This is a genomic window from Cryobacterium glucosi, from assembly GCF_004402235.1.
GTDB classification, from domain to species: domain Bacteria; phylum Actinomycetota; class Actinomycetes; order Actinomycetales; family Microbacteriaceae; genus Cryobacterium; species Cryobacterium glucosi.
In genome coordinates this window covers 156,425-173,343 of sequence record NZ_SOFS01000019.1, presented here as the reverse complement: position 1 = coordinate 173,343, position 16,919 = coordinate 156,425, and the positions used below count along the sequence as shown (strand labels likewise).

At 67.8% G+C, this 16,919-nt stretch carries 19 protein-coding genes and 1 tRNA gene; 14 read left to right on the top strand and 6 right to left on the bottom strand.

From position 1 onward, the window contains the following. The first annotated feature begins 64 nt into the window (after positions 1–64). The 4 genes from E3O46_RS09365 (at position 65) to E3O46_RS09350 (ending at position 3,221) form a co-directional block, all read left to right on the top strand. Positions 65–328 (top strand): hypothetical protein, encoded by a 264-nt coding sequence (locus tag E3O46_RS09365; RefSeq protein ID WP_134450018.1) that lies wholly within the window; start codon positions 65–67, stop codon positions 326–328. A 191-nt stretch (positions 329–519) separates the two neighbouring features. Then, complete coding sequence (locus E3O46_RS09360; RefSeq protein WP_134558864.1) at positions 520–1,179, top strand: nitrobindin family protein; 660 nt, start codon at positions 520–522, stop codon at positions 1,177–1,179. 67 nt (positions 1,180–1,246) lie between these two features. After that, a complete protein-coding gene (ygfZ, locus tag E3O46_RS09355) occupies positions 1,247–2,428 on the top strand; it encodes a CAF17-like 4Fe-4S cluster assembly/insertion protein YgfZ (protein WP_134558862.1) in 1,182 nt (393 codons plus the stop codon). Between the two features lie 46 nt (positions 2,429–2,474). Then, positions 2,475–3,221, top strand: a complete 747-nt coding sequence (locus tag E3O46_RS09350; RefSeq protein ID WP_134561600.1) for a phosphoglyceromutase — start codon at positions 2,475–2,477, stop codon at positions 3,219–3,221. 143 nt (positions 3,222–3,364) lie between these two features. Here the strand turns inward: E3O46_RS09350 and phoU are convergent, their stop codons facing one another. Then, a complete protein-coding gene (gene phoU, locus E3O46_RS09345; protein ID WP_134450022.1) occupies positions 3,365–4,027 on the bottom strand; it encodes a phosphate signaling complex protein PhoU in 663 nt (220 codons plus the stop codon). 180 nt (positions 4,028–4,207) lie between these two features. Between phoU and E3O46_RS09340 the strand changes: the two genes are divergently transcribed. Both E3O46_RS09340 and E3O46_RS09335 read left to right on the top strand, forming a co-directional pair. Beyond that, positions 4,208–5,362 carry a sensor histidine kinase gene (locus E3O46_RS09340; protein ID WP_134450023.1) on the top strand — a complete coding sequence of 385 codons (1,155 nt, stop codon included), beginning with the start codon at positions 4,208–4,210 and terminating at the stop codon, positions 5,360–5,362. After that, positions 5,359–6,039 (top strand): response regulator transcription factor, encoded by a 681-nt coding sequence (locus tag E3O46_RS09335; RefSeq protein ID WP_134450024.1) that lies wholly within the window; start codon positions 5,359–5,361, stop codon positions 6,037–6,039. Before E3O46_RS09340 ends, E3O46_RS09335 begins: the two co-directional genes overlap by 4 nt. Positions 6,040–6,188: 149 nt before the next feature. On the opposite strand, the gene E3O46_RS09330 is transcribed toward E3O46_RS09335, so the two are convergent. Continuing rightward, positions 6,189–6,668, bottom strand: a complete 480-nt coding sequence (locus tag E3O46_RS09330; protein ID WP_134558860.1) for a hypothetical protein — start codon at positions 6,666–6,668, stop codon at positions 6,189–6,191. 178 nt (positions 6,669–6,846) lie between these two features. On the opposite strand from E3O46_RS09330, the gene E3O46_RS09325 reads away from it, so the two are divergent. The 4 genes from E3O46_RS09325 (at position 6,847) to rlmB (ending at position 11,222) form a co-directional block, all read left to right on the top strand. Continuing rightward, complete coding sequence (locus tag E3O46_RS09325) at positions 6,847–7,329, top strand: CarD family transcriptional regulator (protein ID WP_035879449.1); 483 nt, start codon at positions 6,847–6,849, stop codon at positions 7,327–7,329. 127 nt (positions 7,330–7,456) lie between these two features. Beyond that, complete coding sequence (ispD, locus tag E3O46_RS09320; RefSeq protein ID WP_134558858.1) at positions 7,457–8,716, top strand: 2-C-methyl-D-erythritol 4-phosphate cytidylyltransferase; 1,260 nt, start codon at positions 7,457–7,459, stop codon at positions 8,714–8,716. After that, positions 8,713–10,128 carry a cysteine--tRNA ligase gene (gene cysS / locus E3O46_RS09315; RefSeq protein WP_134558856.1) on the top strand — a complete coding sequence of 472 codons (1,416 nt, stop codon included), beginning with the start codon at positions 8,713–8,715 and terminating at the stop codon, positions 10,126–10,128. Before ispD ends, cysS begins: the two co-directional genes overlap by 4 nt. After that, a complete protein-coding gene (rlmB, locus tag E3O46_RS09310) occupies positions 10,128–11,222 on the top strand; it encodes a 23S rRNA (guanosine(2251)-2'-O)-methyltransferase RlmB (RefSeq protein WP_134450028.1) in 1,095 nt (364 codons plus the stop codon). The genes cysS and rlmB overlap by 1 nt, the downstream gene beginning before the upstream one ends. A 76-nt stretch (positions 11,223–11,298) precedes the next feature. Here the strand turns inward: rlmB and E3O46_RS09305 are convergent, their stop codons facing one another. Both E3O46_RS09305 and E3O46_RS09300 read right to left on the bottom strand, forming a co-directional pair. Then, on the bottom strand, positions 11,299–12,621 hold the full coding sequence (locus E3O46_RS09305) for a DUF4032 domain-containing protein (protein ID WP_134450029.1): 1,323 nt from the start codon (positions 12,619–12,621) through the stop codon (positions 11,299–11,301). Between the two features lie 132 nt (positions 12,622–12,753). Continuing rightward, positions 12,754–13,851 carry an ABC transporter ATP-binding protein gene (locus E3O46_RS09300; RefSeq protein ID WP_134450030.1) on the bottom strand — a complete coding sequence of 366 codons (1,098 nt, stop codon included), beginning with the start codon at positions 13,849–13,851 and terminating at the stop codon, positions 12,754–12,756. A gap of 255 nt (positions 13,852–14,106) precedes the next feature. Between E3O46_RS09300 and E3O46_RS09295 the strand changes: the two genes are divergently transcribed. Both E3O46_RS09295 and E3O46_RS09290 read left to right on the top strand, forming a co-directional pair. After that, positions 14,107–15,021, top strand: a complete 915-nt coding sequence (locus E3O46_RS09295; protein ID WP_134450031.1) for a DsbA family protein — start codon at positions 14,107–14,109, stop codon at positions 15,019–15,021. 121 nt (positions 15,022–15,142) lie between these two features. Further along, positions 15,143–15,218, top strand: a tRNA-Thr gene (locus E3O46_RS09290). A 36-nt stretch (positions 15,219–15,254) separates the two neighbouring features. Here E3O46_RS09290 and E3O46_RS09285 read toward each other — a convergent pair. Further along, positions 15,255–15,512 (bottom strand): antibiotic biosynthesis monooxygenase family protein, encoded by a 258-nt coding sequence (locus E3O46_RS09285; protein ID WP_134450039.1) that lies wholly within the window; start codon positions 15,510–15,512, stop codon positions 15,255–15,257. A 39-nt stretch (positions 15,513–15,551) separates the two neighbouring features. On the opposite strand from E3O46_RS09285, the gene E3O46_RS09280 reads away from it, so the two are divergent. Continuing rightward, positions 15,552–15,965: a hypothetical protein gene (locus E3O46_RS09280; protein ID WP_134450040.1), complete on the top strand. Its 414-nt coding sequence runs from the start codon at positions 15,552–15,554 to the stop codon at positions 15,963–15,965. 99 nt (positions 15,966–16,064) lie between these two features. On the opposite strand, the gene E3O46_RS09275 is transcribed toward E3O46_RS09280, so the two are convergent. After that, a complete protein-coding gene (locus E3O46_RS09275; RefSeq protein WP_134450041.1) occupies positions 16,065–16,460 on the bottom strand; it encodes a VOC family protein in 396 nt (131 codons plus the stop codon). A 151-nt stretch (positions 16,461–16,611) separates the two neighbouring features. Here E3O46_RS09275 and E3O46_RS09270 point away from each other — a divergent pair, with 151 nt between their 5' ends. Next, positions 16,612–16,902, top strand: coding sequence for a DUF4287 domain-containing protein (locus E3O46_RS09270; RefSeq protein WP_134561599.1), 291 nt, complete (start codon positions 16,612–16,614; stop codon positions 16,900–16,902). Positions 16,903–16,919 lie beyond the last annotated feature (17 nt).

The following is a 16,919-nucleotide window of genomic DNA, read 5'->3' as shown; positions in this document are numbered from 1 at the left end:
TTGGCCAATCCTAGCGTGCAGCCACGTGCAGCCGATTGCTCCCCTGGCAGGGCACAATGGAAGAGTGAAGTGGCAGTGGAGAAGCGTCGGCCTGGTCTGGGCGTTCGCCGTGGTCTGTTCTGTGCTCACCGGGGCCCTCGCGGCGCCCGGTCGTTCCCTGGTGTGGATCGGCCTCTCCCTCGCGGGGTGCACCATCGGCACCCTCTCCATCCAGCTCGCGACCGGGCAAAAAGAGGGCTACGTGCACCGGGTCACGCTGAGCCTCGTCGGCGCGGTCCTCGTCCTCGCCGCCGCGACCGGAATCTTCGCGCTCGCCGGGCTTCTGTAACGAACTGGTAAAGCCGCGCCGGGTACCCGCGCGCAGGCGTTTCGGCTCTCGCCGGGAGCTAAGGTGGTGTCATGTCAATCCTCGCGCTCGAAATCTTCTTCCTGGGCCTCCTCGCGCTCGCGAGCCTGTCGATCGCCTGGGTCTCCGGCATCGTGTTGTTCAAGCTGTTCCGGGGGCAGCGGTAACCCTCGATGTTCGAGCTCCCGACCCAGCTCCCGTCCGAACTCGTCCCGCTCTCGTGGCTCCTCGGCGTCTGGGAGGGGTCAGGTGTCATCGACTATGCCCTGCCGGACGGTCATCGGGTCTCACGTGAGTTCGGCCAGCGGCTGAGCTTCAGCCATGACGGCCTCCCGCACCTTAACTACAGCTCATACACCTGGCTTGAAGCGGATGCCGCAGCGAGCGTCGACGACGACGCCGAGGCGGTCGACGGGGCCGCGTCCGCCTTCGTCGGGAAGACCCCGCTCATGACCGAGACAGGGTACTGGCGCCTGAGTCGTCCCCAGGGCGCCGGCGACCCAGGGCCCGGGCTGCTGCCGGCAGAGGGCGAGCACCCCTATACGACGGCGTCCGCCGTGGAGACGCTCCGCAATGCCGACGGCGGCTTCGACATCGACGTGACGCTCGTGCATCCCGGCGGTGCCGCCGAGATCTACCTCGGCCAGGTCAAGGGGCCGCGGATCGACCTCGCGACCGACGCGGTGATGCGCACCCAGGGCGCGAAGGCGTACTCGGCCGCGACCCGGTTGTACGGTCTCGTCGACGGCCACCTGCTCTGGGCGTGGGACATCGCCGCCCTCGGCCAGAGCCTGCGCACGCACGCCTCCGGCCGCCTCAAGCGGGTCGAATAATCCCGGCGGTTCCCGCGTTGTCCCCGATGTGCGCCTCAGCGTTACGCAAACCCCGGAAGAAGTCCTCATGACCCCGCCGACAGCATCCGCTTCAGCCCTGCTCGACCTGCCCGGCGCCGTGCAGGCGACCGGCCCCGATGCCGGCGTCGCCGCCCACTATGGCAACCCGATGATCGAACAGCGTCACCTGCTCGCCGGCGAGGCCATCGTCGACCTCTCCAACCGTGCGGTGCTCGGCGTCTCCGGCCCGGACCGGCTGACCTGGCTCAACTCGATCACGAGCCAGGAACTGCGCTTTCTGAAGCCAGGGGAGTCGGCCGAGACCCTCGTTCTCGACCCGACCGGGCACGTCGAGCACGCGGTACGGCTCGTCGACGACGGCATGGAGGCGTGGCTCGTCGTCGAGGCCGCCGAACTGCCCGCACTGCTTACGTGGCTCGACCGGATGCGCTTCATGCTGCGGGTCGAACTGCGCGACCGCACCGATGAGTACGCCGTCGTCGGCACGATGGGGAGCATCGGCGACCTCGCCGCTGCCGCGCCCGCGCTCGAACCCGCCGCGCCGAACGGAACCCCCCTCGTCTGGCATGACCCGTGGGCTGCCGTCGTCACCGGCGGCTTCCAGTATGCGGAAGACCCCGCGCATCCCGGCGCTGACTGGCACTGGACCGAGGCCCTCGTGCCCCGCACCGCGCTTCCGGCCGTGACTCTGGCCGTCCGCCGCGGCACCGTGCGCGCGGCCGGTCTGCTCGCCCTCGAGGCGCTCCGGATCGCGGCCTGGCGGCCCCGCCGGGCGACAGAGGTCGACGACAGGACCCTCCCGCACGAGCTTGACTGGCTGCGCAGCGCCGTGCATCTGAACAAGGGCTGTTACCGCGGCCAGGAGACCGTCGCGAAGGTGCACAACCTCGGGCACCCCCCGCGTCGGCTCGTGCTTCTGCACCTCGACGGCTCCCAGGGCGTGCTGCCGGTGCACGGTGACGAAGTCCAGGCCGTCCGTCGCCTCCCCGACGGCGACACGGAGCGTCGCGGCGTCGGCTCGATCACCTCGAGTGCGATCCACTACGAGCTCGGCCCGATCGCCCTCGCCGTCGTCAAACGCACCGTGCCTGCAACGGTCGTGCTCCAGGTGCTGAGCGAGGAGATCGCGGTCGCCGCGACCCAGCAGGTCATCGTTCCGCAGTCGGCCGGCTCGGTCGCCGAGATCCCCCGGCTGCCCCGGCTGGGCATCCGCACCCCCGGGCACTGACCCCCGGCCACCGACCACCGCCCCGGCTCTCGATAGAGTTGGAGTCATGTCATACAATCTCATCCTCCTTCGCCATGGCCAGAGCCTATGGAACCAAGAGAACCTCTTCACCGGTTGGGTAGACGTTCGCCTGAGCGAGCAAGGAGCTGCCGAGGCCAAGCGCGCCGGTGAGCTCCTCGCAGAGTCCGGCCTCCTGCCCGACGTCCTGCACACGTCACTCCTTAGCCGCGCCATCCAGACCGCGAACATCGCGCTCGAGGAAGCCGACCGCCTCTGGATCCCCGTGAAGCGCTCCTGGCGCCTCAACGAGCGCCACTACGGCGCCCTGCAGGGCCTCGACAAGGCGGAGACCCTCGCCAAGTTCGGCCCGGAGCAGTTCCAGCTCTGGCGCCGCTCCTTCGACGTGCCGCCGCCCGTGCTCGCCGACGATTCCCCCTGGTCCCAGGCGCACGACCCGCGCTACGCGGGCCTCGGCGAGGAGCTGCCCCGCACAGAGTGCCTGAGCGACGTCGTCGACCGGATGCTGCCCTACTGGGAGTCCGACATCGCGACGGACCTCCGTGCAGGCAAGACCGTTCTCATCACCGCCCACGGCAACTCGCTGCGCGCCCTCGTGAAGCACCTCGACAACATCAGCGACGCGGACATCGCCGAGCTCAACATCCCGACCGGAATCCCGCTCGTCTACCGCCTCGACGAGAACCTCGTCCCGATCGGTGCGGGCCAGTACCTCGACCCCGAGGCCGCCGCCGCCGGTGCCGCGGCCGTCGCCGCCCAGGGCAGCAAGAAGTAGAACTCCCGCCCCATTAGTCCGCTATCGACAGTCCCCACCGAAAACGGCCCCGGAAGCATTCGCTTCCGGGGCCGTTTCGGTTGTGCGGCGTTTCGGTTGTGCGGCGGTTCGAGTGGTGCGGCGGTTCGAGTGGTGCGGGCGGACTACTGGACGCCGGTCGTGCTCTGCTGCCAGGCCCCCGTGCCGAGGTACTGGATCTTCTTGGCGATCGAGACGGCGTGGTCGGCGAAGCGCTCGTGATACCGGCTCGCGAGGGTCGAGTCGACCGTGTCGGCGGCCTCGCCCTTCCAGGTCTCCGCGAGGACGGCGTCGAAGACGCTCAGGTGCAGGGCGTCGACCTTGTCGTCTTCGTTGCGGATGACCTCGGCGAGCTTGACGTCCTGGGTGGTGAGCAACTCGGTGAGCATCGTCGAGATGGTCACGAGCAGGGCGCCCATCTCGCCGAAGGTGCCCCGCAGGCTCTGCGGAACGACCTTGTCGGGGAAACGGTAGCGGGCGAGCTGCGCGATGTGGGTGGAGAGGTCGCCCATCCGCTCGAGGGACGAACTGATCCGGAGGGCGCTCACCACGATGCGCAGGTCGCGGGCGACCGGCTGCTGGCGCGCCAGGATCGTGATGGCGAGTTCGTCGAGCTCGATGGTGAGTTCGTCGATCTTGTCGTCTTCGCTGATGGCCTCTTCGGCGAGGTTGACGTCGGACTCGTTGAAAGCCCTGGTCGACTTCGCGATCGAGATGCCGACGAGACGGGAGATCTCGACGAGGCGGTCCTGAACCTCGGCGAGCTCCTGCTGGAATACTTCACGCATACGTCTGTGTTCCTTCCTGGGCGCGCGATACGCGCAGAAACGTGGAAACCACCTGGCCCCCAGCGAATCTTTGTCGACAGAGGTTAACGGCAGGTGCCGGAGTGTTGAATACTACCTAAAGTAGCCGCCCAGCGGCCCGGCACGGTTCGTTCCGCTTTTTTGTGTCAGTAATCTGGTGGAATGGAATCATCGTGGCTCGTGCTGGTGTCTCTGGCACTGGGCCTCATGGTCGGTGCCGGGTTCATCAGCCTGCTCCAGATCGCGGAACGCCACGGCCGTCGCGCCTCCGAGGTGGTCAACCCGGCCGTGCCGGACGGCATCGACCAGGTCCTCGACGCACTTGACACCGCGGCCGTCGTGCTCGACCCCTCCAACAATGTGATGAAGACATCCCCGGCCGCCGTGTCGATGGGGATGGTCTGGAACCGGCAGATCGTGCACCCGGAACTCCTCGAGCTCGCCGGTAAGGTGCGGCGCTCCGGGGAACCGATCGCCGAAGACCTGATCCTCTCCCGCGGGCCGTTCGGCGACGCGAGCATGCGCGTGCGCGTGCGCCTGGCCACACTCGGCACCCGCTACGTGCTGCTGCTCGCCGAGGACCGCACGGAGGCCTTCCGCCTCGACGAGGTGCGCCGCGACTTCGTGGCCAACATCAGCCACGAACTCAAGACCCCGATCGCCGCCGTCGGCCTGCTCGCCGAGGCGCTCAACCAGGCCGCCGACGAGCCGGCGCAGGTGCGCAGGTTCGCCAGCAGGCTCACGACGGAGTCCGGGCGCCTGACCCGGCTGACGCAGGAGATCATCGAGCTCTCCCGGCTCCAGGCACAGGACTCCCTGTCCGAGCCGGAAGACCTCCCGATCGACGACGTCGTCGCGGCGGCCGTCGACCAGAGCCGGGTCGTTGCGGATGCCGCACGCATCACGCTCGCCGTCGGCCAGCCCTCCGGCGCCCTTGTCACGGGCGATGAACGCCTCCTCGTGATGGCCGTGCACAACCTGGTCGCCAACGCGGTGCACTACTCCGCTGAGGGATCCCGGGTGGGTGTGGGAGTGCGTCACCACGACGGCGTCGTCGAGGTGACGGTGACCGACCAGGGCGTCGGCATCCAGGAGGCCGACCTCGACCGCATCTTCGAACGATTCTTCCGGGTCGACCAGGCCAGGTCGCGTCACACCGGTGGAACGGGCCTCGGCCTCTCCATCGTGAAGCACATCGTGCAGATCCACGGCGGCGACATCCGCGTCTGGTCCCAACCGGGCAGCGGTTCGACGTTCACCATCCGGCTGCCTGAGGCGAGTCACACCGCCCTGGCCACAACAGGAGAGACCCCGTGACCCACATTCTTTTGGTTGAGGACGAACAAGCGCTGAGCGAGCCGTTGAGCTTCCTGCTCGAACGCGAAGGCTACGAGGTCACCGTCGCCGAGGACGGACCGAGCGCCATCAGCGAATTCGACCGGATCGGACCCGACCTGATCCTGCTGGACCTGATGCTTCCCGGCATCCCCGGAACCGAAGTGTGCCGCGAGATCCGCACCCGCTCCCAGGTCCCGATCATCATGCTCACCGCGAAGGACTCCGAGGTCGACATCGTCGTCGGACTCGAACTCGGCGCGGACGACTACGTGACCAAGCCGTACTCGACCAGGGAACTGCTCGCGCGCATCCGTGCGGTGTCACGTCGGCGCACCGACCAGACCGAGGACGACGAGAACATGCTCACGGCGGGCACCGTCCGGATGGACATCGAACGCCACACGGTCGCAGTGAGCGGCACCGTGGTGAACATGCCGCTCAAGGAGTTCGAGCTTCTTGAGTTCCTGCTGCGGAACGCCGGCCGGGTGTTGACCCGCGGCCAGCTGATCGACCGGGTCTGGGGCACCGACTACTTCGGCGACACCAAGACCCTCGACGTCCACATCAAGCGGATCCGCTCGCGCATCGAGGCGACGCCGTCAGAGCCGACCATGCTCGTCACCGTGCGTGGCCTCGGCTACCGCTTCGAGGCCTGACCCGGTCGGCTTCGACGCCGGACCCGGCCTGGCCCGAACCGGTCTGGTTCGAACCGGTCGGGTCCGAACCGGTCGGGCTCGACCAGTTCCGGCCTGACCCGGCCTGACCCGGTCTGGCCCGGTCTGGCCTTGCCTGCGTCTGCCGGGCGCTACGGCGCCGTGGTCGGCAGCAGGGTCGAGTACTGGGGGAGCGTGCCGTCGAGTACCGGCGTGAGCAACTGGAGGCCGGTCTCGGTGCCGTACTGGAAGTAGACGGGGAACAGCGAGCCGAGCGGGGCGTCGATGTTCTCGAGGGTGATCCCGGGGCCGCCGGTCGCACCGATCGCGGTGCTCGACTGAGGCTTCAGTGTCAGCTGCTGGGTGACCTTGCCGGTCGTGGCCGTGTACTGCACGGACAGGCTGTGCGCTGAATCGCTCGGGTTGACCACGGTGACGAGGAGGCTCCCGGTCTTTCCGTCCGTCGAGAGCACGATCGCGTTGCGGACCTGCAGGTCGCCGACGTTGCCGCTGACCCCGTCGCTCGCGTCGTAGTGTTTGGTCGTTGACTGCGGGGCCAGCAGGTTGCATCCACTGGTACCCAGCAGGATACCGGCCGTCAGCAACACGGACAGCAAGACTCGAGCCCTCACAAGACCTCCAACAGTTCGACGGTGCGCCTGAAGGCGCGAACGCCGCAGATTTCGCTTCGAGCCTAGCGTATCGGGGAGGCCGGCCTCGTGGCCCCGCCGGCCCATGCCCCGGTCAGGGTCGCAAACCCTACCACCCCTCGCTGTGGTATCCTAGACGTTGCTGAAGGGATATCCATACATGCTTTTTGAAGTAGGCGAAACCGTCGTTTATCCCCACCACGGTGCCGCGACAATCACGGAAGTGAAGACGCGGATCATCAAGGGTGAGGAAAAACTGTACCTGAAGCTCAACGTCACTCAGGGAGACCTCACCATCGAGGTTCCCGCCGAGAACGTCGACCTCGTCGGCGTGCGCGACGTGATCGGTCGTGAGGGCCTCGACAAGGTGTTCGAGGTGCTGCGCGCCCCGTTCACCGAGGAGCCCACCAACTGGTCCCGCCGGTACAAGGCCAACCTCGAAAAGCTCGCCTCCGGCGATGTCATCAAGGTGTCAGAGGTCGTCCGCGACCTGTGGCGCCGCGACCAGGACCGCGGCCTGTCCGCCGGTGAGAAGCGGATGCTCGCCAAGGCCCGCCAGATCCTGATCAGCGAGCTGGCCCTCGCCGAAAAGACCGACGAAGAGAAGGCCTCAACGGTCCTCGACGAGGTTCTGGCTTCCTGACCCACCCTGACTTTTTTCACACGCTGAGAGGCGGCGCCGCGAGGTGCCGCCTTTCGCACGTTCCGGTGTGAACGTTCCGGTGTGAACTATCCCGCAGCATCCGCCCTCCAACAGATAGCCTCCAGACATGACTGAATACGCAGCCCCCGCGGTCGCGGTCATCGTCGTCGCCGCGGGCAGTGGCGCCAGGCTCGGAGCGACGGAGCCGAAGGCGTTCGTCCTGCTCAGGGGTCGCACGCTCCTCGAGCGCGCGCTCGGTTCCGTGTTCGGAATGGTCGAACCCGCCCAGGTGATCGTCGTGGCGCCGGACAGCCACCTCTCCGAGGCCCGGGTGATCGCGGCATCCGCCGCCGGGGCTGTCGCGTCGTACGTCGACGTCGTGGTGGGCGGCCCCACTCGTGCTGACTCTGTCAACCGGGGCCTCGCCGTGCTGCGCCCGGGCGTCGAGACTGTCCTCGTGCACGATGCCGCCCGCGCACTCACCCCTGCCGGACTGTGCGACGCCGTCGTCGCCGCTGTGCGGTCGACCGGGCACGGCATCGTCCCCGGTCTCGCCCTCGTCGACACCATCAAGCACGTCGACGCCGAGGGCACCATCCGCGCGACGGTCGACCGTTCGGCCCTCTCGGCCGTGCAGACGCCGCAGGGCTTTCCCCGGGGCGTGCTGCTCGCCGCCATGAGCGCCGCAGACCCCGCGGGCACCCCGACCGACGACGCCGAGATCGTCGCGGCCGCCGGACATCCGGTCGGGGTCATCCCCGGAGACCCGCTCGCGTTCAAGATCACGACCCCGTGGGACCTGCACCGGGCCGAGGCCCTCCTCGACGAGCGTGCCCGCACGGATGCCGCCGCGGTCGGCCAGCAGGCCGAGGCGCCGTCACCGCGGATCGGTTCGGGCCTCGACGTGCACGGGTACGACGATGCCTCGCCGCTCTGGCTCGCCGGCCTGCACTGGCCGGGGGAGCGCGGCCTCTCCGGGCACAGCGACGGCGACGCCGCCGTGCACGCCATCTGCGACGCGCTCTTGTCCGCGGCCGGCCTCGGCGACGTCGGCGGTGTCTTCGGCGTGGCCGACCCGCGTCTCGAAGGTGCGCACGGCGACGTGTTCCTCCGCGAAACCCTCCGCCGGGTCACCGCGGCCGGGTTCCGGGTCGGCAACGTCACCGTCCAGATCATCGGCAATCGCCCGAAGGTCGGCCCGCGCCGACTCGAGGCCGAGGAATACCTCAGCGGGATACTGTCCGCGCCGGTCAGCGTGTCCGCAACGACGACGGACCGGCTCGGTTTCACCGGGCGCGGCGAGGGCATCGCGGCCCTCGCGACGGCCCTCATCGTGCCCCTCATCCCGCTGCCGGAAACCGGCCCTGTTCTAAGCTGGGACGTGTGACGATCCAACTGTACGATTCCCGGGCCCAGGCCTTGCGCGACTTCATTCCGACGACCCCCGGTGCGGTCGGTATCTACGTGTGCGGGCCGACCGTGCAGTCGTCTCCGCACATCGGCCACCTGCGCAGCGCCCTGGTCTACGACCAGCTCCGGCGCTGGCTCACCTACCGCGGCTTCGACGTCACGTTCATCCGCAACGTCACCGACATCGACGACAAGATCCTCGCCAACGCGGCAGGCACCGCAGAGCAGTGGTGGGCGCTCGCCTACCGCTACGAACTCGAGTTCACGGCCGGGTACCAGCGCCTCGGCATCCTCGCCCCCACGTACGAGCCACGTGCGACGGCGAGCATCCAGCAGATGCAGGACCTGATCACCCGACTGATCGACCGCGGCCACGCGTACCCGGCGGCCGACGGCTCCGGCGACGTCTACTTCGACACCAACAGCTGGGCGGAGTACGGGGCGCTCACCCGCCAGGGTCGCGGCGACATGGAAGCGGCGGCGGACGCCGACCCGCGTGGCAAGAACGACCCGCGCGACTTCGCCCTTTGGAAGGGTCACAAGGCCGACGAACCGGCCTCGGCGTCCTGGCCATCCCCCTGGGGACCAGGCCGGCCCGGCTGGCACATCGAGTGCTCCGCGATGGCGAGCCGTTACCTCGGCGCGGGCTTCGACATCCACGGCGGCGGCCTCGACCTGCGGTTCCCGCACCATGAGAACGAACTCGCCCAGTCAACGGCGGCCGGCGACGCGTTCGCGAAGTACTGGATGCACAACGGCCTCGTGCATGTGCACGGCCAGAAGATGTCCAAGTCCCTCGGCAACTCCGTCTTTGCTGCCGAGCTGCTCGACCAGGCCAGGGCCATCGTCGTGCGCTACTACCTCGGAGCCGCGCACTACCGCTCCACGATCGACTACACCGACCACTCCCTTGCCGAGGCCGAAGCCGCCCTCGAACGCATCGAGAGCTTCCTCGACAGGGCCGACCGCCGCCTCGCCGAGACGCGTTTCGCCTCGAGCGGCGTCGAGCTCGTCCCCGACGAGTTCGCGGTCGCCATGGACGACGACCTCGCCGTGCCCCAGGCCCTCGCCGTGTTGCACGAGACCGTGCGCACCGGCAACGCGGCGCTCGACGCCGAAGACTTGCGCGCCGCCGCTGCCGCCCGTGGCCAGGTGCTCGCCATGAGCGAGGTCCTCGGCATCAACCCCCTGTCGCCCGGCTGGGCCGTCGCGACGGACGAACCAGCCATGGTCGCACTCACCGCCCTCGTCGAGCGCCTGCTCTCCGACCGGGAGACCGCCAGGGAAAGCCGCGACTACAAGGCCGCAGACCGTATCCGGGACGAGCTCGTCGCCGCCGGAATTACCATCGAAGACACCCCCTCGGGTGCGCATTGGAGTTTTGACTGATGAAGAACACAGACCGCAAGGCTCGCACCGGGTCCGTGCGCAAGGGCAGCCGCGGCCCCCAGGTCGGCTCCGGCGGACAGGGCCGCCAGGCCCTCGAGGGTAAGAAGCCCACGCCCAAGGCCGAAGACCGTCCGTACCACCCCGCCGGGAAGCGCAAGGCCGCCCAGGACCGCTTCGCAGCGGCCGGCGGTGGCCGCAGCCGCCCCACGACGGGTTCGCAGGGCGGGCAGCGCTCCACCGCCAACTCCGGCGGCGGTGGCACCTCCACCCGCAAGGCGAAGTCGATCGACGAGCATGAGATCGTCACCGGGCGCAACTCGGTGCTCGAGGCCCTGCGCGCGAAGATCCCCGCGAGCACCCTGTACATCGCAACCCGCATTGAAATGGATGACCGGGTCAAGGAGGTCCTGACCCTCGCGACGGGCCGCGGCATCCCCGTGCTCGAAGTGATGCGCCCGGAACTCGACCGCCTCGCCGGCCGCGACGCCGTGCACCAGGGCCTCGCGCTCAAGGTGCCCGCGTACGAGTACGCGCACCCGATGGAGCTCCTCGAGCTCACGATCAGCCGCGGCTTCAAGCCGTTGTTCGTCGCCCTCGACGGCATCACCGATCCCCGCAACCTGGGCGCCATCATCCGTTCGACCGCGGCATTCGGCGGCCACGGCGTGATCGTGCCCCAGCGCCGGTCGGTCGGCGTCACGGCTTCCGCGTGGAAGACCTCCGCCGGTGCGGCAGCGCGCACGCCCGTCGCCATGGCGAGCAACCTCACCCAGACGCTCAAGTCGCTCAAGGAGGTCGGTGTGCTTGTGATCGGCCTCGACGGCGGCGGAGACACCTCGCTGCCCGAGCTCGGCCTCGGCTTCGCGGAGCGCCCGATCGTCGTCGTCGTCGGCAGCGAGGGCAAGGGCCTGTCGCGCCTCGTCACCGAAACCTGCGACGCAATCGTCTCGATCCCGATCAGCGCGAGCACCGAGTCCCTCAACGCCGGCATCGCCGCGAGCGTTACGCTCTACGAGATCTCCCGCCTGCGCGCGGCAGCGAAGGTCGCCAAGGCCGTCAAGCTCGCCGCCGCCAAGGCAGCCGCCACCGCCTGACCCTTCACCGGGTCAGGGTTCGCCATGACGGAGGATGCCCCGGACCGCGGCATCCGGACGTCGCCCGACCGGACGTCTAGACCTTGAGGCGCCAGTCCTGGGCGTCGTCAGCGCTGGTATCGCCGGCGCCCGCGGCGACGTCGTCGTTCGTGACGTCGATCGGAAGCGTGATGGACCCGGTCGCGGGTTCGATCACGGTCGCCTCGTCGCGGCGGTGACGCAGGACATCCTGCACATAGGACGTGACCGCTTCGGCGAGCGGGATGTCCCTGGACTGGTTCTGGGCCATGTACCAGCGGTGGTCGAGCAGCTGGTGGAACACCTCTGCCGGCTCGAGCTTGCCCTTGAGGTCGCGCGGAATCGCGCGGATGACGGGTTCGAAGACCCGGACGACCCACTCGTGGGCGAGGGCTTCTTCGTCGCTCGCCGGGTCGCCGTATGCGAGGCGATAGGCGTCGAGGTCGTTGAGCAGGCGCCGGGCCTGGTTCTCCTCGGCGTCGAGGCCGGTCAGCCGCAGCAGGCGGCGCTGGTGGTGCCCCGCGTCAACGACCTTGGGCTGGATGCGCACGGTCGAGCCGGTCGCATCCGTCTTGATGGCGAGTTCCTCGATGTCGAAGCCGAGGTCGTTCAGGCGCTCGACGCGTTCGGTGATGCGCCAGCGCTCGGAACTCGCGAAGGATTCGGAGCCGGTCAGCTCGGTCCAGAGCAGCCGGTAGGCGTTCACGATGCCGTTGCTGACCCGGATCGGGTCGAGTTCGTCCGCGGCGCGGCCGCCGGCCTCGAGGTCCATCAGCTCGCCGGCGATGTTGACCCTGGCGATCTCGAGGTCGTTCTCGCGCTGGCCCTTGGACAGGCCGCCAGGGTAGAGCTGCCCGGTCTCCGCGTCGACGAGATAGGCGGCGAAGGCGCCGGCATCGCGGCGGAAGAGAGTGTTGGAGAGCGAGACGTCGCCCCAGAACAGGCCCGCCATGTGCACGCGCACGAGCAGCAGGGCGAGGGCGTCGACGAGGCGGGTCGCGGTCGTCGGTCGCAGCGTCTGCGAGTACAGGGCGCGGTAGGGGAGTGAGAACTTGAGGTGCCGGGTGACGAGGACCGAGTTCAGCGGCTCGCCGTCTTCGTTGGTGCGGTTCGTGATCACGGCGAGCGGCTCGACGCAGGGGATTTCGAGTCCCTGGAGGGTGCGGAGCATTTCGTACTCGCGCTTGGCCATCTCGCTCGTGGTTTCCTTGATCGCGACGACGCGACCGCTGAGGTGCGCGAACCGTACGAGGTGACGGGAGAGGCCCTTCGGCAGGGCGGCGATGTTCTCGTTCGGCCAGGCGTCCAGCGGCAGGTGCCAGGGCAGGTCGAGGAGGGCCGGGTCGGCCGTGGCCGAGGTGATGTTGACAGAACCGCTCATGGATTGAGCCTACCGGTGCGGGTTGGCGGCCGGTGCCGGATGCCCCGCGGACAGGGGCTGTCCCGGGTTGCCGGGACGCAGAACGGCCGGGCGGAATGAATCCGCCCGGCCGTTCTGGTGAATCGTTGTCGACTAGTCGGCGACGGCTCCACCGAGGCGGAGGCCGCTCTCGGCGTCGAAGACGTGCAGGTGGTGCGCGGTCGGCGTCAGGTAGACCGTCTCTCCGGCGTTCGGGTGTGAACGGCCGTCGACGCGGGCGACGATGTCGGTGCGCTTGCCCTCGACCGTGGAGTGACCGTAGAGGTAACCGTCGGCGCCGAGCTCTTCGACCAGGTCGACGCTCACCTCGAGGCCCTCGCCGTGCGTGGTCGAGAGGTGGATGTCCTCGGGGCGGACACCGATGGTGACCTTCGGGCCGGTCGCGCCGGCGATGATCTCGCGGGCGACGGGGATCGTGGCGGTGCCGAACTTGATGCCACCCTCGACGGTGTCCGCGAGGAAGAGGTTCATGGCCGGGCTGCCGATGAATCCGGCGACGAAGACGTTGTTCGGCTTGGCGTACAGGTCGCGCGGGGTACCGACCTGCTGGAGCACGCCATCCTTGAGGACCGCGATGCGGTCACCCATGGTGAGGGCTTCCGTCTGGTCGTGGGTGACGTAGACGGTCGTGACGCCGAGGCGACGCTGCAGCGAGGCGATCTGGGTGCGGGTCTGCACGCGGAGCTTGGCGTCGAGGTTCGACAGCGGCTCGTCCATGAGGAACACCTGGGGCTGACGCACGATGGCACGGCCCATGGCGACGCGCTGACGCTGGCCACCCGAGAGGGCCTTCGGCTTGCGGCTGAGGTACGGCTCGAGGTCGAGCAGCTTGGCGGCTTCGAGAACGCGGGCGGCGCGCTCGTCCTTGTTGACGCCGGCGATCTTGAGCGCAAAGCCCATGTTCTCGGCCACCGTCATGTGCGGGTACAGCGCGTAGTTCTGGAAGACCATCGCGATGTCGCGGTCCTTCGGGGGAACATCCGTCACATTGCGCTCACCGATGAAGATGTTGCCGTCGTTGACCTCTTCGAGGCCGGCGAGCATGCGCAGGGACGTTGACTTTCCACAGCCGGAGGGACCGACGAGGACGAGGAATTCACCATCGGCAACCGACAGGTCGAGGTGGTCGACCGCGGGGCGGGTGGAACCCGGGTAGAGACGGGTTGCTTTGTCAAAGGTGACTGAAGCCATTTTCGGTATTCTCCTTCACCGGCAGGTACGTGCCGGACGATCCGTAGTGATGGGATTTATTGTCGGCCTGCGCATCATGGCAGGATCCGACTGTTCCAGTATGACACGCCCGAACAGGGGGTCTGCGGCGGTTTTGCCCTGCGGACGCGTCGCAAGGCAGCCCCTGTCTGGTCATTTCCCAGACTGGAGTCCTATTATTTGGAGGGCATTTACATAGGAAATGTCGATCCAAAGACCTACCCGAAGCGAGCATTCATGACTATTGGCGGATCTGGCGAGAGTCGACCTTCCCGAAATAAGCGACGCGACGCGGTCCGCACGAAGGCTACCCAGCTGCGTGTCGAGCAGAAGAAGAAGAACCGTCGCAACCGGTTCCTGCTGCAGGGCGGCATCCTGGTTGTCGCACTCGCGATCGTCGCGGTCATCGCACTCGTCGTCATGAATTCGATCCGCCCCGCAGGCCCCGGCCCCGCGAACATGGCCAGTGACGGCGTTCTCATCGGCGAGGGCATGAAGGTCACCGAGACCACGGCCCTCAAGGCCGGCGCCGACGCCGTGCCGTCCACACCGGATGCGACCGGAACCGTCGCCGACATCCGCGTGTACGTCGATTACCTGTGCCCGTTCTGCGGCCAGTTCGAAACGACCAACAGCGACCAGATCGTGAAGTGGGTCACCTCGGGTGCCGCAACGGTCGAGATCCACCCGATCTCTATCCTGACCAGCAAGTCGGCTGGAACCCAGTACTCGCTCCGCTCGGCGAACGCTGCCGCGTGCGTCGCCAACTATTCCCCCAATGACTTCTTCACCTTCAATGCCGCACTCTTCGCGAACCAGCCGAAGGAAGGCACCGCAGGGCTGGACGACGCAGCGATCATGGGGCTCGTGACGAGCTCCGGAGTCGCGTCATCCGTTTCGGAGATCAATACCTGCATCACCGACGTGCGCTACAAGGCCTGGGTCGTCGCTGCGACCAACCGGGCGTTGTCCGGGCCGCTGCCCAACACCACGGTCGAGGCCGTGACCGGCACTCCGACCGTGCTCGTGAACGGCAAGCAGTACTCGGGCGCCCTCGATGACCCCAAGGAATTCGCCGCATTCGTGCTGCAGTCCGCCGGAGAGACCTACTCGACGTCGACGCCGACGCCCACGCCGACCCCGGCGGGCTGATCCTCGACGGGTCCGCAGTTTTCGTCCGCAGCGGGCTCCCGACCGGCGGATGCTGCCGGTCTGGCCCCGCGGAGCCCGTTCGTCATTTAGGATGGGGGACCGAGGCGGGAATCCGCCTCATGCCGGCCTGGCGCAATTGGTAGCGCACCACTCTTGTAAAGTGGGGGTTACGGGTTCAAGTCCCGTGGCCGGCCCCACACCCCTTGAAAACACTGGGATCCACGCCGATCCGGTCATGATGAGCGGTTGTCTCGCCGAGAATCTCGCCTATCCCGGTACTGCGGCGACTGCCGGAACCCGATCGTGTGGTCGAGCAGATCCTCCCACTCGACCAGCAGTAGGTACGTGCTCTGCGACTCGAGAGACCGCGACAACGACACGCTGAGGCATCCGGGCATGGAGGCGATGATCGGGCGAGCCAGGGTGAAGGCTCGCTCGAATTCAACTTCTCGTCCGGCGATGATGGGCAGTAAGGCGTGTTCGGTGAGCACGAGACCAGTGTGCCATTCGGGGTGGCTACGCTGACTCACATGAATGCAGAGGAACTCGCTCGGGAGGTAGATCGGCTGGAGAGATTGAGGACGCTACTCGCGGCCCGGAACCGCATCGAGGAGGTTTCTCGGGCCGTCGTTGCTGCGTCGAGTGACGATGACGCCGCGGAGCGAGTCCGTCGCCTTCTGGGTTGCTCAGAGATCGCAGCGCGGCACGTCATCTCGACACCGTTGCGCATGTACCGTCGCGGTGACGCACTCGCACGGGAAATCGCGGACCTTGAGGAGTACTTGACTGGCGTGGTGCCGCTGGACCCGGCGGTGTCCACGCGCGCCCTGGCTGACGGTACCGAGGACGTAACGGCCGCTCATCCGCTCGCGGAGCTGGAAGCCGGCGAGCCGAGCATCCCTCTCGAAGATATCGTCCGGGACCCGGGCATCCCATTGGACTAGCCCCGAAGGGCGTCCGAAATTCTTATTCGGTGACCAGCCCGATTGCGCACAGTGCCGCCAGTGCAGCGTTCAGGGCTACCAGCGTGCAGAATCTTGACGTCACTGGTCCTGAGTTGATCCCTCCGCGGGCGGATGCTCGGCCAGGCAGAAGAGGTTGCCTTCCGGGTCCGCCAGTGTGGTCCACTGCACGTGTGGGAACTCGTCCAGGACGTCCCACTGGTAGACGGCGCCCAGGCCGAGGAGACGTTCGACCTCAGCACGTCGTGACCCCCACGGGACGGTGAGGTCCAGGTGGGCGCCGCGGCGATTCGGATGGGGGGAGTCACAAGGCCGGAAGAACATCCCGAACCCGTTCGCGCCGGCCGGCGGCAGGTAGACGCTATCGCCACCGGGTGAGGGTGTCGCTCCGGTGACCGACGCCCAGAAATCGGCAAGCGCAGTCGGGTCATGTGCCTCGAGGTTGATCGCGCCAAGGGTGATTTGGGGAGCCGTCATCTCGCCGACGCTAGCACGCGTCCGACACGCATCTCTGGACAGCGGATCCGCGAATGTGGGAGGTCTCCGGTCCAAACGATTGCGACCCGCTCCCGAAGGCGGTTTGATGGACCGGCCCGAGATTCCGGATTCCACCAGCGAAGGAGCAGAGATGTCATTCCAGGCCTACCTCGACAACATCGAAGACAAGACTGGCCTGACCCCGCGCGAGTTCATCACCCTCGCCCACGAGAAGGGGTTCGACGACCCGTCCACGAAGGCCGGCGTGATCGTCGACTGGCTGAAGGCGGACTTCGACCTGGGCCGAGGTCACGCGATGGCCCTCGTGCACGTCATCAAGAACGGCGAGAAGATCGACGCCAAGCACGTCGGGACCGGGACCACGCACAGCGATGCGTCCGCCACGCTCTGGCTCGACGGGAAACTGAACCGCCCCGGGTGACCGGGTGCACGCAGCCG

Bases quoted from the DNA above. Each gene is read 5' to 3' on its own strand.
- ispD (WP_134558858.1), top strand. From the start codon at position 7,457: ATGACTGAATACGCAGCCCCCGCGGTCGCGGTCATCGTCGTCGCCGCG.
- E3O46_RS09305 (WP_134450029.1), bottom strand. From the start codon at position 12,621: ATGAGCGGTTCTGTCAACATCACCTCGGCCACGGCCGACCCGGCCCTC.
- rlmB (WP_134450028.1), top strand. From the start codon at position 10,128: ATGAAGAACACAGACCGCAAGGCTCGCACCGGGTCCGTGCGCAAGGGC.
- E3O46_RS09360 (WP_134558864.1), top strand. From the start codon at position 520: ATGTTCGAGCTCCCGACCCAGCTCCCGTCCGAACTCGTCCCGCTCTCG.
- phoU (WP_134450022.1), bottom strand. From the start codon at position 4,027: ATGCGTGAAGTATTCCAGCAGGAGCTCGCCGAGGTTCAGGACCGCCTC.
- E3O46_RS09295 (WP_134450031.1), top strand. From the start codon at position 14,107: ATGACTATTGGCGGATCTGGCGAGAGTCGACCTTCCCGAAATAAGCGA.
- E3O46_RS09270 (WP_134561599.1), top strand. From the start codon at position 16,612: ATGTCATTCCAGGCCTACCTCGACAACATCGAAGACAAGACTGGCCTG.
- E3O46_RS09280 (WP_134450040.1), top strand. From the start codon at position 15,552: ATGAATGCAGAGGAACTCGCTCGGGAGGTAGATCGGCTGGAGAGATTG.
- E3O46_RS09350 (WP_134561600.1), top strand. From the start codon at position 2,475: ATGTCATACAATCTCATCCTCCTTCGCCATGGCCAGAGCCTATGGAAC.
- ygfZ (WP_134558862.1), top strand. From the start codon at position 1,247: ATGACCCCGCCGACAGCATCCGCTTCAGCCCTGCTCGACCTGCCCGGC.
- E3O46_RS09300 (WP_134450030.1), bottom strand. From the start codon at position 13,851: ATGGCTTCAGTCACCTTTGACAAAGCAACCCGTCTCTACCCGGGTTCC.
- E3O46_RS09275 (WP_134450041.1), bottom strand. From the start codon at position 16,460: ATGACGGCTCCCCAAATCACCCTTGGCGCGATCAACCTCGAGGCACAT.
- E3O46_RS09340 (WP_134450023.1), top strand. From the start codon at position 4,208: ATGGAATCATCGTGGCTCGTGCTGGTGTCTCTGGCACTGGGCCTCATG.
- E3O46_RS09325 (WP_035879449.1), top strand. From the start codon at position 6,847: ATGCTTTTTGAAGTAGGCGAAACCGTCGTTTATCCCCACCACGGTGCC.